12 protein-coding genes are annotated in these 14453 nt (G+C 68.1%); 2 read left to right on the top strand and 10 right to left on the bottom strand.

The features are described from left to right. Position 1 precedes the first annotated feature (1 nt). The 6 genes from ACKY0X_RS17685 to ACKY0X_RS17710 form a co-directional block, all read right to left on the bottom strand. Positions 2-304, bottom strand: coding sequence for a type VII secretion target (locus ACKY0X_RS17685; RefSeq protein WP_065040032.1), 303 nt, complete (start codon positions 302-304; stop codon positions 2-4). A gap of 50 nt (positions 305-354) precedes the next feature. Next, entirely contained in the window at positions 355-1686 is a 1332-nt protein-coding gene (gene glmM, locus ACKY0X_RS17690; protein ID WP_409427099.1) for a phosphoglucosamine mutase, read from the bottom strand. A gap of 145 nt (positions 1687-1831) precedes the next feature. After that, entirely contained in the window at positions 1832-2305 is a 474-nt protein-coding gene (rpsI, locus tag ACKY0X_RS17695) for a 30S ribosomal protein S9 (protein WP_409429682.1), read from the bottom strand. Between the two features lie 29 nt (positions 2306-2334). Then, positions 2335-2778 (bottom strand): 50S ribosomal protein L13, encoded by a 444-nt coding sequence (gene rplM / locus ACKY0X_RS17700; protein WP_065040035.1) that lies wholly within the window; start codon positions 2776-2778, stop codon positions 2335-2337. 274 nt (positions 2779-3052) lie between these two features. Continuing rightward, positions 3053-3346, bottom strand: a complete 294-nt coding sequence (locus ACKY0X_RS17705; RefSeq protein WP_409427100.1) for a WXG100 family type VII secretion target — start codon at positions 3344-3346, stop codon at positions 3053-3055. A 12-nt stretch (positions 3347-3358) separates the two neighbouring features. Further along, positions 3359-3685, bottom strand: a complete 327-nt coding sequence (locus ACKY0X_RS17710; protein ID WP_409427101.1) for a WXG100 family type VII secretion target — start codon at positions 3683-3685, stop codon at positions 3359-3361. 177 nt (positions 3686-3862) lie between these two features. Here ACKY0X_RS17710 and ACKY0X_RS17715 point away from each other — a divergent pair, with 177 nt between their 5' ends. Then, a complete protein-coding gene (locus ACKY0X_RS17715; RefSeq protein ID WP_409427102.1) occupies positions 3863-5305 on the top strand; it encodes a PE-PPE domain-containing protein in 1443 nt (480 codons plus the stop codon). A gap of 170 nt (positions 5306-5475) precedes the next feature. Here ACKY0X_RS17715 and ACKY0X_RS17720 read toward each other — a convergent pair whose 3' ends face one another. The 4 genes from ACKY0X_RS17720 to gjpA (ACKY0X_RS17735) all read right to left on the bottom strand — a co-directional run bounded on the left by ACKY0X_RS17720 (position 5476) and on the right by gjpA (ACKY0X_RS17735) (position 13332). Further along, entirely contained in the window at positions 5476-8013 is a 2538-nt protein-coding gene (locus tag ACKY0X_RS17720; protein WP_409427103.1) for a PGRS repeat-containing protein, read from the bottom strand. Between the two features lie 68 nt (positions 8014-8081). After that, a complete protein-coding gene (gene gjpA / locus ACKY0X_RS17725; RefSeq protein ID WP_409427104.1) occupies positions 8082-9194 on the bottom strand; it encodes an outer membrane porin GjpA in 1113 nt (370 codons plus the stop codon). Positions 9195-9541: 347 nt separating this feature from the next. After that, complete coding sequence (locus ACKY0X_RS17730; protein ID WP_409427105.1) at positions 9542-12151, bottom strand: PGRS repeat-containing protein; 2610 nt, start codon at positions 12149-12151, stop codon at positions 9542-9544. Between the two features lie 68 nt (positions 12152-12219). Continuing rightward, the gene (gjpA, locus tag ACKY0X_RS17735; protein ID WP_409427104.1) at positions 12220-13332 is read right to left on the bottom strand and encodes an outer membrane porin GjpA; all 1113 of its coding nucleotides are present in this window, start codon (positions 13330-13332) and stop codon (positions 12220-12222) included. Positions 13333-13575: 243 nt separating this feature from the next. Here gjpA (ACKY0X_RS17735) and ACKY0X_RS17740 point away from each other — a divergent pair, with 243 nt between their 5' ends. Further along, positions 13576-14436 (top strand): helix-turn-helix transcriptional regulator, encoded by an 861-nt coding sequence (locus tag ACKY0X_RS17740; protein WP_409427106.1) that lies wholly within the window; start codon positions 13576-13578, stop codon positions 14434-14436. The last annotated feature ends 17 nt before the right edge of the window (positions 14437-14453 follow it).

Raw genomic sequence — 14453 nt, forward strand, 5'->3', positions numbered from 1 at the left:
GTCAACCAACCCGTTCGGCAGCGCTGGCCTCGGCCTGTCCGTAACGCGTCAGCGCTGCCCGCAGTGCCGTGGCGATCTCGGTATTGGCCCGCGACCAGCGCATCAGCTCGGGCAACCAGGCCTGTAGAGCACGGCGCAGCGCCTCCCCCGCCCCGATATGGTCGCGCCCGGCAGCGGCGCCGTCGAATAGCAAGCCGCCCAACCGGTTACGGGAAGCCGTATCGATGACCGATGCGACTCCATCGATGTGGTCCGCGACCGAGCGCAGCGCGGAGGCGTCGAGGTAGAGCTGTTGTCGTCCCATACGGGTTTGACGGTGACAGCGCTGGAGGGGTTCCCCTGGGTTCGCTGGGCTCAGTTCCGGGTGCGTACCGCGTCGGCGACCTCGGCCGCGATCCGGCGAGCCGTCTCCTCGTCAGAGGCCTCCACCATCACCCGGACGAGCTGCTCGGTTCCCGACGGGCGCAACAGAATTCGCCCAGTGTCACCGAGCTCGTCGGTGGCGCGCCGCACCGCATCACGCACTGCCGGGCGGCCCACCGCCTCGGCCTTGTCAGTGACCTCGACATTGATCAGCACCTGCGGCAGCGTGCGCATCGCCGAGGCCAGGCGGGCCAGCGGAGTGCCGGTCTGCGCCACTCGCCCCATCAGACGCAGGCCAGTCATGATGCCGTCACCGGTGGTGGCCACCTGGGGCAGCACGATGTGGCCGGACTGCTCACCGCCGAGGGTGAATCCGCCGGCGCGCAGCTGCTCGAGGACGTAGCGGTCGCCGACGTCGGTGGTGTGCACCGTCACCCCTGCCTCGCGCATGGCCAGGTGTAGACCGAGATTGCTCATCACGGTCGCCACCAGGGTGTCGTCCGCCAGTTCTCCGGCTTCGCGCATGGCCAGGGCCAGCACGACCATGATGGCGTCACCATCGACGACGTTGCCGTCAGCATCGACGGCCAGGCAGCGGTCGGCGTCACCGTCGTGTGCCAGGCCCAGGTCGGCGCCGTGGTGGCGCACCGCGGCCCGCAACGGTTCCAGGTGCGTGGAGCCGCACCCCTCGTTGATGTTGAGCCCGTCGGGGTCGGCGTTGATGGTGATCACGGTGGCCCCGGCGGCCCGGTAGGCCCGCGGCGCCGCGTCCGACGCTGCGCCATGAGCGCAGTCCACCACCACGGTCAAGCCGTCCAGCCGGCCGGGATTGGATTCGCCCAGGTGCCGCAGGTAGCAGTCCAGCGCATCCTTGGCGTCCACCACCCGGCCCAGTTCGGCGCCGATCGGGCGCAAGCCCGGTCCGGCGGCCACCAGGTCTTCGATCTGGTCCTCGGTGGCGTCGTCGAGCTTGTGTCCGCCGGGACCGAAGAATTTGATGCCGTTGTCGGGCATCGGGTTGTGCGAGGCGGAGATCATCACCCCGAAGTCGGCTTCATACGCGTTGGTCAGATAGGCCACTGCCGGGGTCGGCAGCACACCGGCGCGTAGCGCATGGACGCCCTGGCTGGTCAGACCGGCGATGACCGCGGCCTCCAGCATCTCGCCGCTGGCCCGCGGGTCACGGCCGACGACGGCCACCCGGCGCCCGGTGCCGGTGGCGAGCCGCTGTGCCGCCGCGCCGCCCAGTGCGACCGCCAGCTCGGCGGTCAGCTCGCGGTTGGCAACCCCGCGGACGCCATCGGTGCCGAAAAGTCGACCCATAACTATCCTTTATCGCCGCGAGCGCGCGTGTCCGCGGCCCGACACGCCGGTGTCGAGCCGAAAACACGCACCCTCAAACGCAAGCCGGGGGTGCCTTCCGCGTGCGGAAGGCACCCCCAACTCGCTGCCAGAATGCAATCGCAGATCAGCGCTTGCTGTACTGCGGAGCCTTGCGGGCCTTCTTGAGACCGTACTTCTTGCGCTCGGTGGCCCGGGGGTCACGAGTCAGGAAGCCGGCCTTCTTCAGGGCCGGACGGTCTTCGGGCTGCACCAGGATCAGCGCGCGGGCCAGAGCCAACCGCAGCGCACCGGCCTGGCCGGAGGGGCCGCCGCCGTCGAGGTGGGCGTAGACATCGAAGCTGTCCACCCGGTCCACGGTGACCAGCGGGGCCTTGATCAGCTGCTGGTGCACCTTGTTGGGGAAGTAGGCCTCCAGGGTGCGCCCGTCCAGGTTGAACTTGCCGGTGCCGGGCACCAGGCGCACACGCACCACGGCCTCCTTGCGGCGGCCGACGGTCTGGATGGGACGACCCAGGTCGTGCGGCTCGTAAGCCGGCGCGACCTCTTCGTACACCTCTACGGTCCCGTCAACCACGGGGGCCTCGGCGGCCTCGTCGATGGCCTCAGTACCTTCAAATGCGGTCTCGGTCATTGCGCCACCTGCTTGATTTCGAACGGGATCGGCTGCTGAGCGGTGTGCGGGTGCACCGGGCCGGCGTAGACGTGCAGCTTCCGCTGAATCTGACGCCCCAGCTTGTTGTGCGGGATCATCCCGAGGATCGCCTTCTCCACGACACGGTCGGGACGGGTCTCCATCAGCTCACCGATGCTGCGCTTGCGCAGTCCGCCCGGGTAGCCCGAGTGGCGGTAAGCCATCTTCTTCTGCAGTTTGTTGCCACTGATGGCAACCTTGTCGGCGTTGATGATGATGACGAAGTCACCACCGTCAACGTTCGGTGCGAATGTCGGCTTGTGCTTGCCGCGCAGCAGGGTTGCTGCCGCAACGGCGAGCCGGCCGAGCACCACGTCGGTGGCGTCGATGACATACCACGAACGTGTGGTGTCACCCGCCTTCGGCGCATAGGTGGGCACAGCGCTTACCTCTTCTTTTAACTCGAGCCGGGGTTCCCCGGTTCTAGCGGATCCCGGAGCGAGCCGGGTGCCGGTCCGGCGTGTCATACGGAATGGTTCTCGGCGACCGACAGTGACCCGAGGACCCGCTGCACCAGGAGGCACCGCACGCCAACGGTGCAGCTTACCGGCGGTGATCGGGGCGGGTCAAAACGGCGATCGCCGGCGTTTGAGCCGGTGTGGCCCCGTCGGCTCTCCACCGTCGGGGCCACACCGTATTCGGGGGTGGCCTCTCCTACCGCCCCCAAGCTCCCGCGGCGCGACGATCGGCGTCGGCGACGTCGGCGGCGCCGTCGCGCACGGCGCTGCCCAGGTCGAACAGGATCTGGTTCAGCGCACTGACGGCGTGCTGCCATCTGATCTGCTCGGCGTGGTACGCGCCGGCCGCCTCCCGCGTCCAGACCTGCTGCAGCGGTGCGATCTGCGACCGCAACTCCTCCAGCGCCCCGTTGAGCCGGGCGGCCGTGGAGTGGATCTCCTGGCGGACGACGTAGTCGATCTCGTCGAAGTTGTAGGACAACGCATCCATGTCCGGGCCCGCTCAGATTCCGTCGCCGGCGGCGGCGATGCGATGCGAGTGGGTCTCGGCGACCTCGCGCAGTGCACGCTCGTTGTGACGAATGGTCTCGGCGATGCGCGCCAGCGCGTGGTGCAACTTCAAGGATTCGGCGTTCCAGCGGTCCACGACATCCTGGAACCGGGCAGCCGCCAGACCCGACCACACCGACGGCGGCACCGCCCGCATCCGGCCGACGAACGCCTGCAGCATCCCCCGGATCTCCTCGTTGCGGGCGTCGGTGGCCGCCGCGACGGCGAGCATGACCTCGAAGTCGGCGCTGAGTGTGGTGGTGGCTGCGGGTGTGCTCACATCGTCTCCTGCCGTCGGCGGCCGCGATCGAGTCGCGCTGATATGTAGTTCGACTGCACTCGGCGGGTTTTGGTTCCATCGGCTTGGCGACCCCGGGCGACGCGTCAATCTGCGCATTCCGCCTCAACGACCACCGCCTAATGACATAAATGCAGAACGAGGCATGTAGGAGGGGAAATGCAGCGTGCTCTGGGCGCCTATCTCACCGTCGGACTGGCCGTCACCGGCGCCGGCGTGCCGGTCGTTCCGCCGCTACAACCGGCGGCGGAGCACGCGCGAGTGCTACTGGCCGGCGCTGAATCCTCGCTCGGGGACGGCACCGCCCTGATCATGGGTGCCAGCTTCATCGCGACGCCCAGCCAGGGTTGGCTGAACGCCTTCGACAAGCTGTACCTGCAACCGCACGGCTTCACCGGTGACATGCGGGCGGTGACCACGCCGGAGTCGCTGTATCCCTTCACCGGCCCGTTCAGCATGACGTTCGACAACGCGACGACCCAGGGCCAGCAGATCATCCTGGACGCGATCAAAGCGCAGATCGCCGCCGGCGGAGTCAGTCACGCCAATCCCGTTGTGGTCAGCGGCTATTCGCAGAGTTCCACGATCGACTCGCTGCTGATGTCGCGGCTGACCGCCGAAGGGGTTGACCCCCACGACGTGCACTTCGTGCTGCTGGGCGACCCCAGCAATCCCAACGGCGGCTTGCTGGAACGCTTCGCGATCCCGGACGGCAACACGCCCGACGCCACCAGCCTGGGACTCACCTTCAGCGGCGCGACGCCGTCGGATATCTCCCCGACCGACATCTACACCTACGAATACGACGGCTTCGCCGACTTTCCGAAATACCCGATCAACTTGCTGTCCGATCTCAACGCCTACCTCGGCATCGTCTTCAACCACACCGCGTACCTGGGCCTGACGCCGGATCAGGTCGCCAACGCGATCCAACTGCCGACGTCCACGACCGACTCGTTGACCAACTACTTCATGATCGAGTCGCCGAGCCTGCCGCTGCTGGACCCGCTGCGGTTGATTCCGGTCGTCGGCAATCCCCTGGCGGATCTGCTGCAGCCGAGCTTGTCAGTGTTGGTCAATCTGGGCTACGGCAGCATCGACAACGGCTGGTCGCCGGGGTTCGCCGATGTGCCCACTCCCCTGGGGTTCCTGCCGCCCCAAAGTGTCCTGGACCAAGTTCCCGACGCCCTGCTGAACGGCTTACAACAAGGCGTCCAGGACGCGTTCAACACCCTGATGGATCCGACCAATTACCAACTGATCTCGCCTCAGACGATGGACTACGTACTCGGTCCGATCATCAACTCCGCGATCGCTGCGTTCAACCTCGACGGCTCACCGGACGACATCTCGAACTACCTCTCGACGTTCCTCGCCGGCGCCGCCAACTGGTTCACGCAGGGCTTCGGGGAGTTGTCGTTCACCCACACCGGCCTCCCCGCGATCGACATGGCCAGCGCACTGCTGTTCACCCTGCCCCCGCTCGCCGTGGAGCTCTTCAACACCGAGATGGCCGCCGGCAACCCACTCGACGCGATCGGCGAGCCGCTGGCGGCGCTGATCGGCCTGGCCCCGCTCATGCTGGTGGGGGCGATCTTCTAGACGTTTCGGCGCGACGGCGCGAGCGCGCGCAGACGCACGGTTCTGCGCGGCGTGTTGTGTACAGACACGCACGCTCGCGGTAGAAGGGGCTCGCGGTAACGACGGCCCGCAAATGGCACGGTCGCCGGGCCCCGTTTGGGGACCCGGCGACCGTGTCGAGGGGGTACTGGCTAGCCCGGGTTGCCCGGGTTGCCGGGGGTGCCGTCAGCACCAACGGGGTCTCCGGCGCCGCCGGGGCCACCGGCTCCCGCACCGCCGGCCGCACCACCGACACCAGCTGTACCCGCGGCGCCGTTGCCGGCTCCGCCGTGTCCGGCCGTGCCGGCTGCGCCACCGGCCACGCCGTTGCCGCCGTTACCGCCGTTACCGCCGGCCAGGCCGGCGCCGGTGTCGGGGTTGACGCCACCGGCACCGCCGGTGCCACCGGCACCGCCCTTACCGCCCTGACCGCCGTTGCCGGCGTTGCCGCCGACACCGTTCTCCGAGCTGCCGCCGTTACCGCCCTTGCCGCCGACCGCGCCGTTGCCGCCGTTGCCGCCGACACCGCCGGCCACCTTGCCGGGCGCCCCGGTGAGCGGGTTGTTGCCCGTCGAACCGACTGCACCGTCACCACCGGTGCCGCCTTGGCCGCCGGTGCCGCCGTTACCGCCGTTGACGTTGCCGGCGCCGTTGCCGCCGTTGCCGGCGGCGCCGCCCACACCGCCCACATTGGCGGCGCCGCCCATGCCGCCGACGCCACCGTTGCCGCCGTTGCCGGCGTGGCTGGGGCCGATGCCCAAGGTGTTGGTCGGGGTGGTTACGCCGCCGCTGTTACCGCCGTTGCCGCCGGTACCGCCCACGCCGCCGGTGCCGGTGCCCAGGTCGTAGCCGGCGCCGCCGCCGGCGCCGCCGTTGCCGCCGGAGGCGGTGCCGTTGCCGCCGTTACCGCCGGTACCGCCGGCACCGCCGGACTCGCCGTTGCCGCCGCCACCCAGGGAGCCGTTACCCCCGTTGCCGCCGATGCTAACCACTCCGGGGCCGGTCGCGCCGTGGCCACCGTTGCCGCCGTCACCGCCGGCCCCGCCGACACCAGTACCGCCGGTGAGGATGTTGGTGGTGGTCTCACCGCCCATGCCGCCGGTGCCGCCGTTGCCGCCAATGCTCCAGATGGTGCCGTCGGCGTCCTTCCACCCGGTCGCCACCCCGCCGTCTCCGCCATTGCCGGCGGCTCCGCCGTCGGCGCCGCGGGCGCCGTTGCCGCCGCCGCCGCCGTCGCCGCCCTTGTAGGTGCCGGTGCCGCCGGCGCCGCCGTTGGTGCTGGCCCCGGCGGTCTGACCATTGCCGCCGCCGCCGCCGTAGCCGCCGCGCCCGCCGATGGTCTTGATGGTGTTGTCGGTGGTGACACCGTTGCCGCCGACGCCGGCCTTGCCGGCGGCGCCGCCGGTACCGGTCTCACTGTCGCCGCCCTGGCCGCCGGAGCCGCCGTTGCCTGCGGTGCCGGTCACCCCGGCAGCGCCGGTGGCAGTACCGCCGACCCCACCGTTGCCACCGGTGCCGCCGGCGTTGTCACCGAGGGACGCGCCGCCACTTCCACCCCAACCGCCGGCGTTGCCGCCGTTGACGCCGGAGCCGCCGTCGCCGCTGTTGCCGCCGTTGCCACCGGTGGACCCGGCCCCGCCGTCACCGCCGATGCCGCCCTCGGCACCGTTGCCGAGGAAGTGGCCGTTGGCGTCCTTGACTGCGTCGCCGCCGGCGCCGCCGTTGCCACCGTGCCCGCCGTCGCCGGCCTGGCCGGCGCTGCCGTAGAGCGGGGCGCCGTAGAACATGGAACCGCGGGCACCACCCAGGCCGCCCGCACCGCCGCGGCCACCGACGCCACCGGCCAGTCCATTGGTGCCATCGTTGGTGCCGGCTCCACCGTTGCCGGCCGCGCCGCCGGAGCCGCCCTTGCCGCCGTTGCCGAGCAGGTAGCCGCTGACCCCGCCGTTGCCGCCGGTGCCACCTTGGCCGCCGCTCATGCCCGTGCCGCTGGCATTTTGGGTGCCGTCCATGCCGGCGCCGCCGACGCCACCACTGCCGCCGTTGCCGAACATCCACGCCATCGCGGCACCGCCATCGCCGCCGGCGCCGCCGAAGCCACCAGCCACAGTCGCTATGCCGCCGGCGCCGCCGTCTCCGCCGTGGCCCATCCAGACGCCACCGATACCACCGTTGCCTCCGGCGGCACCCGCACCACCGTCACCGCCGTCGCCACCGTTGCCGAAGCCCAAAGCGTTACCGCCGTTGCCGCCGGCCTCCCCGGCCACATCGCTGGACCAGCCGGCACCGCCATCGCCGAACCACAGTCCACCGTTGCCGCCGTCGGGGTCCTCCGCGGTGCCGTCGATACCGTTGCCGATCAGGTACTGCCCGGAAATGGTGTTGATAGCGCCGTTGACCATCTCCCCGAGCGGGTTGGTGATCCAGAACTGCGTCAGCATGTGCAACGGCTCATAGAACATCTGGTCAAACATCGTGGCCACGTTGAAGTCGCCCATCAGACCCGACAGGTCGAACGCGTCAGCCGAGCCGGGCACATCGATGTCAGCGGTCGGCGCCAGCCACTCGAAACTGAACAGATCTTCGAAGTCGGCCTGGGCGGCCGGCGCCGGCGCCAACGGCGTCATACCGAAGGCCAGGAACGCCGCCACGGCGCTGCCGGTACCGATCATGCGGTTGCGGTAACTCATCTGTGAATACCTCTCGTGCGAAAAGTCTGGTTTGGGAAGGGTTTTAGGGGATCTACGCCAGGCGCGGGCTACAGCCCCAGCAAGTCAGCGAACCAATCGGTAGCCGCAGCACCACCGGCACCACCGTCATCGAGATCGTTGATCACCGGCAGCTCAGCACCGGCCAGCGGCGGAGTAACCGGCACCGCACCCTTGCCATCCCAGCCCGAACCCAGCAGCGCACCGATGGTCTGCCCCAGACCCAGCATCGCCCCGAGCGGGCCGACCGCATTACTACCGATGTTCAAGCTGCCGATCACCGGGGCACCGGTGAGCTCGATACCAACACTGTTGAGGATCGAACCACCCACCGCGGGCGTCTCACTCACCACGGCACCGCCAGCGCCAAGCACCTGATACGGGTCAATCGCCACGTGACCGGCCGTCAACCAGCCACCGAACGCGATGTCCAGATGCCCAATCCCCATGCCGTCCGGCAGGAAGTCACCAGCCGCCTCATTGATCATCGGCAGCAAACTGTCCAGGTTGAGCGTGGCACCGTTGAACGAGGCCCCGACCATATTGGCCAAGGTGTCACCGAAACTGTCGCCCTCGCTGATGCTGTTGAGCAAACCCACCCACGGCGCGATCCACGGCCCCACCGAGCCCATGATCAACCCACTCAGCGGCGACGACAGGAAGTGGATGATCGGAACCATCTCCGCCGGGAACATCCCACCCATCAGCGACGACAACGGCCCAGCAAACAGGTCATACCAACCCAACGCAAACGTCGAGGAATCACCAGCAGCCAGAGTGTGACTCATCACGATCTCCAGGGTTTCCTGGCTCGGGTTGGAAAGCGTGTACCCGGTCAGCAACGCATCCAGGTTGTGACGCATCTGCTCGGTGACCGCAGTGATATTCGCCGGGTCATCCATCAGCTGCTGGGCATAGTGCAGCTGGTTAGCGATGAACTGCTGAAACTCGACATGCGGCGCCAAGTAGTAGTTGTTCAGAATCTGGGTCAGGTTCTGCGAAGCCGCATTGAACACCTCGTCCCACGCACTGGACGCAGTCAAAGCCACATCACGCACCACCCCAACCTCGGGTAGCGGTGCAACCACCGGCGTGGCCGCGATCAGGCCAGCGCCCACAATCGCAACACCAACACTGGCGTAGGGGCGGATAGTTGCGCGCAAGGGAAATCTCCTCAAAGTCGTGGCACGAGCACGGGTCGGTTTTACGTCAGCTAGCGCACTGAAAGAAAGGCAAGGCTTACCAGAGTTTTCTCAGGCAAATGCAGGAATCCGTCGATCGTTTGTTCGACAGAAGGCAGATCCTCTGGGACAACAGTCCATTCCGTTCAGCACATCTTTAAGTTATCCGTAGTTTTTCTGTGAAGTTAGGACGTTTTTACGCAGGTTTGGATGATCGTCGGCGCCCGACGGTGAGCACCGAGGGCGCGCCGTTCGGAAAGAGCAAATCCGCAAAATGACACGGTCGCCGGGCCCAAGGGACCCGGCGACCGTGTCGAGAGAGTTACTGGCTAGCCGGGGTTGCCCGGGTTGCCGGGGTTGCCGTCAGGCCCGACGGGGTCTCCGGCGCCACCGGCGCCACCTGCGCCGCCCGCGGCACCGGCACCACCGGCACCCACAGCACCGGCATTGCCGTTGCCGGCTCCGCCGTGTCCGGCCGTGCCAGCCGCACCACCGGCGCCGCCATCGCCACCGTTACCGCCGTTACCGCCGGCCAGACCGGCGCCGGTGTCCGGGTTGACGCCGCCGGCACCGCCGGCACCGGCACCGCCGCCGTTACCGCCCTGACCGCCGTTACCGCCGTTACCGCCGACACCGTTCTCCGAGGTGCCACCGCCGCCGCCCTTGCCGCCGGCGCCGCCGACGGCGCCGTTGCCGCCAGTACCACCGGCCACCTTGCCGGGGGCCCCGGTGATCGGGTTGTTGCCGGTCGAGCCGTCGCTGCCGTAGCCGCCGGTTCCGCCGGTCCCGCCGTTACCGCCGTTGCCGCCGTTGACATTGCCGGCGCCGTTGCCGCCGTTGCCGCCGACTCCGCCGACACTGCTGGTGCCGCCGTCGTAAGCCGTGGTGCCGTTCCCGCCGTTGCCGCCGTTGCCGGCGTGGCTGGGCCCGATGCCAAGGGTGTTGGTCGGGGTTTGCACGCCGCCACTGTTACCGCCGTTGCCGCCGGCACCGCCGACTCCGGCGACTCCGCCGCTCGCAGTGAGCCCGCCGACGCCGCCGTTGCCGCCGTTGCCGCCCGAGGCGGTGCCGTTGCCGCCGTCACCGCCAGAGCCACCGGCACCGCCTGCACCACCGTCACCCTGACCGCCGTTGCCGGCGTAGCCGCCGTTGCCGCCGACGCTGACCACGCCGGGGCCGGTCGCGCCGTTGGCGCCAGCACCGCCGTGACCACCGTCGCCGCCGACACCGCTGCCACCGGTGAGGATGCTGGAGGTGGTCGAGCCGCCGCTGCCGCCGGCGCCGCCGTTGCCACCGATGCTCCAGATGGTGCCGTCGGCGTCCTTCCAGCCGGTGGCAACTCCACCGTCAGCGCCGTCGCCACCGTTGCCGCCGTTGGCGGCTTGTGCGCCGTTGCCGCCACCGCCGCCGTTCCCACCCTTAAACGTGCCGGTGCCGGCCGCGCCGCCGTTACCCGCGGTCCCGGCGGTGTTGCCGTTGCCGCCGGTTCCGCCGTAACCACCGCTGCCACCGATGGTCTTGATGGTGTTGTCGGTCGTAGCGCCGTTGCCGCCCGCGCCGCCGTTGCCTGCGTTGCCGCCGACGCCGGTCACGTTGGTGCCGCCGCTACCGCCGTTGCCGCCGTTGCCGGCGATGCCAGTCACCCCGGCAGCGCCGGTCGCATTACCGCCATTACCCCCGTTGCCACCGGTACCGCCGGCGTTGGCGCCCAGAGACTCACCGCCGGCACCGGCCCATTCGCCGGCGTTGCCGCCGTTGATGCCGTCGCCGCCGTCACCGTTGTTGCCGCCGTTGCCGCCCTGGTCGCCGTTGCCGGCGTGGCCGCCCGACCCGCCACGACCGCCGTCGCCTAAGTAGTTTCCGGCTGCGTCCTTGAAGGCCTCACCGCCGGCGCCACCGTTGCCGCCGTGCCCGCCATCGCCAACCTGGCCGGCGTGGCCGTAGAGCGGGGAGTCGTAGAAGTTGGAGCCACGGGCGCCGGCCTCCCCACCATTGCCACCCCGGCCGGTGGCGACGCCGAATGACGGGGCGCTGCCACCGTTTCCGCCATTGACGTGGCCGGCGGTGCCCGCCGCGCCGTTGCCGCTGTTGCCGGCGTTACCGCCGGCGCCACCGCTGCCGCCGTTGCCGAACAGGAAACCGGAGACGCCACCGTTACCGCCGTTACCGCCGTTACCACCGATTCCGCCGTTACCGGTGCCGCCGTTGGCGTAGCTACCCTGCGCACCGGCGAGGCCGAGGCCGCCGGCCCCGCCGGCGCCGCCATTGCCGAATAGCCAGGCCATTGCCGCACCACCGTCGCCGCCGAGCCCGCCGTTCATGCCGTTACCGTCGATATCGGTGCCCACTCCGTCACCGCCGGCGCCGCCGTCGCCGCCGTGGCCCATCCAGACGCCACCGATACCACCGTTGCCACCGGCGGCACCCGCACCACCGTCACCGCCGTCGCCGCCGTTGCCGAAGCCCAAAGCGTTACCGCCGTTGCCGCCGACCTCCCCGGCCACATCACTGGACCAACCAGCACCACCATCGCCGAACCACAACCCACCGTTGCCGCCGTCGGGATTCTCCGCGGTGCCATCGATACCGTCACCGATCAAGTACTGCCCCGAAATCGTGTTGATAGCGCCATTGACCATCTCCCCGAACGGGTTATTGATCCAGAACTCCGTCAGCATGTGCAACGGGCTGTAGAACATCTGGTCAAACAGCATCGCCAGGTTGAAGTCGCCGAACACGGCGGACATGTCACCGAAATCGAAGGCGTCCGCCGAGCCAGAGACATCGACGTCGGCGACTGGGACCGCCCAGTCGAAACTGATCAGATCCTCGAAGAAGTCGGCCTGGGCGGCCGGCGCCGGCGCCAACGGCGTCATACCGAAGGCCAGGAACGCCGCCACGGCGCTGCCGGTACCGATCATGCGGTTGCGGTAACTCATCTGTGAATACCTCTCGTGCGAAAAGTCTGGTTTGGGAAGGGTTTTAGGGGATCTACGCCAGGCGCGGGCTACAGCCCCAGCAAGTCAGCGAACCAATCGGTAGCCGCAGCACCACCGGCACCACCGTCATCGAGATCGTTGATCACCGGCAGCTCAGCACCGGCCAGCGGCGGAGTAACCGGCACCGCACCCTTGCCATCCCAGCCCGAACCCAGCAGCGCACCGATGGTCTGCCCCAGACCCAGCATCGCCCCGAGCGGGCCGACCGCATTACTACCGATGTTCAAGCTGCCGATCACCGGGGCACCGGTGAGCTCGATACCAACACTGTTGAGGATCGAACCACCCACCGCGGGCGTCTCACTCACCACGGCACCGCCAGCGCCAAGCACCTGATACGGGTCAATCGCCACGTGACCGGCCGTCAACCAGCCACCGAACGCGATGTCCAGATGCCCAATCCCCATGCCGTCCGGCAGGAAGTCACCAGCCGCCTCATTGATCATCGGCAGCAAACTGTCCAGGTTGAGCGTGGCACCGTTGAACGAGGCCCCGACCATATTGGCCAAGGTGTCACCGAAACTGTCGCCCTCGCTGATGCTGTTGAGCAAACCCACCCACGGCGCGATCCACGGCCCCACCGAGCCCATGATCAACCCACTCAGCGGCGACGACAGGAAGTGGATGATCGGAACCATCTCCGCCGGGAACATCCCACCCATCAGCGACGACAACGGCCCAGCAAACAGGTCATACCAACCCAACGCAAACGTCGAGGAATCACCAGCAGCCAGAGTGTGACTCATCACGATCTCCAGGGTTTCCTGGCTCGGGTTGGAAAGCGTGTACCCGGTCAGCAACGCATCCAGGTTGTGACGCATCTGCTCGGTGACCGCAGTGATATTCGCCGGGTCATCCATCAGCTGCTGGGCATAGTGCAGCTGGTTAGCGATGAACTGCTGAAACTCGACATGCGGCGCCAAGTAGTAGTTGTTCAGAATCTGGGTCAGGTTCTGCGAAGCCGCATTGAACACCTCGTCCCACGCACTGGACGCAGTCAAAGCCACATCACGCACCACCCCAACCTCGGGTAGCGGTGCAACCACCGGCGTGGCCGCGATCAGGCCAGCGCCCACAATCGCAACACCAACACTGGCGTAGGGGCGGATAGTTGCGCGCAAGGGAAATCTCCTCAAAGTCGTGGCACGAGCACGGGTCGGTTTTACGTCAGCTAGCGCACTGAAAGAAAGGCAAGGCTTACCAGAGTTTTCTCAGGCAAATGCAGGAATCCGGCAGCGGCGACCGCTCCCGTGATATGAAACCGCAGCAATAACAGCGCATCTCAGTCAGCACAACTTAAAGCTAACCGTCATTTTTCTGTGAAGTTAGGACCTTCTTCCGAAGTTTTGGATTATCGTCGGCGCATGGTTCCTACGGCTCGATTGGTGCGTCAGCGCGCCGGGGTGAAGGTCTACGACTATCCGACCGACCCACATCTGCCGCCGGTGGTGGTGGCCCGGGTGGGACAGGAACGGCTCTCCCAGCACGGCCAGATCCACAACTTCCCGGCCCTGTGGTGCGACCGGCAGACCGGGATGGTCTACGTGGTCGCTATGGGCGCCACTGTCGGCCCCGAAGCGGTGGAATGCGCCGACGACGGCATCGCGGTGTTCTTCGACCCGACAGCGGTCGGCGACGACGGCGCATCGCCATGGCTCTCCTGGCGTTCCCATCCTCTGCTCTGCCTGTTCCTGCATGAGCGCGAAGACGGTCTGCTGCGCGTGGAGCTACCCGTCGCCGATCGTCCAGCGATCTATAACATCCTCGATGCGATGAAATCCGAACTCGCGCAACGCCAAGACGGAGACCGCCAAGCGATATCGGCGCTGCTGACCCTGCTGCTGGTCAAGCTCAACCGACTCGCCGCCGACACCGTCGGGGGCCTGCGCCAGGAAGACGAACCGCTGCTGGCCGAGGTTTTCGCCACCATCGACCGGCGCTTCACCGAACCGCTGTCGCTACGCGAAGTCGCGCGTGAGGTGTCCGTGTCGGCGGGGCACCTGACTACCGTCGTGCGCCGACGTACCGGCCGCACGGTGCTGGAGTGGATCACCCAGCGCCGCATGGGCGAAGCCCGCCGCCTGCTGACCGATACCCGACTATCGATAACCGAAATCGGGCATCGGGTCGGACTACCGGATGCGGCCTATTTCACCAGGCAGTTCCGCCAGACACACGGTGTTTCACCCAGCCAGTGGCGAAAGTCCCCACCACCCCCTCTTTGACAGTCGGCGCCTCCCGC

This window comes from Mycobacterium sp. SMC-11 (assembly GCF_046250095.1).
Classification (GTDB): Bacteria; Actinomycetota; Actinomycetes; order Mycobacteriales; family Mycobacteriaceae; genus Mycobacterium; species Mycobacterium heraklionense_A.

Coding starts and splice junctions, on each gene's coding strand:
- ACKY0X_RS17730 (WP_409427105.1), bottom strand. CDS start 12,151: ATGAGTTACCGCAACCGCATGATCGGTACCGGCAGCGCCGTGGCGGCG.
- ACKY0X_RS17715 (WP_409427102.1), top strand. CDS start 3,863: ATGCAGCGTGCTCTGGGCGCCTATCTCACCGTCGGACTGGCCGTCACC.
- ACKY0X_RS17740 (WP_409427106.1), top strand. CDS start 13,576: ATGGTTCCTACGGCTCGATTGGTGCGTCAGCGCGCCGGGGTGAAGGTC.
- ACKY0X_RS17685 (WP_065040032.1), bottom strand. CDS start 304: ATGGGACGACAACAGCTCTACCTCGACGCCTCCGCGCTGCGCTCGGTC.
- glmM (WP_409427099.1), bottom strand. CDS start 1,686: ATGGGTCGACTTTTCGGCACCGATGGCGTCCGCGGGGTTGCCAACCGC.
- ACKY0X_RS17720 (WP_409427103.1), bottom strand. CDS start 8,013: ATGAGTTACCGCAACCGCATGATCGGTACCGGCAGCGCCGTGGCGGCG.
- ACKY0X_RS17705 (WP_409427100.1), bottom strand. CDS start 3,346: ATGGATGCGTTGTCCTACAACTTCGACGAGATCGACTACGTCGTCCGC.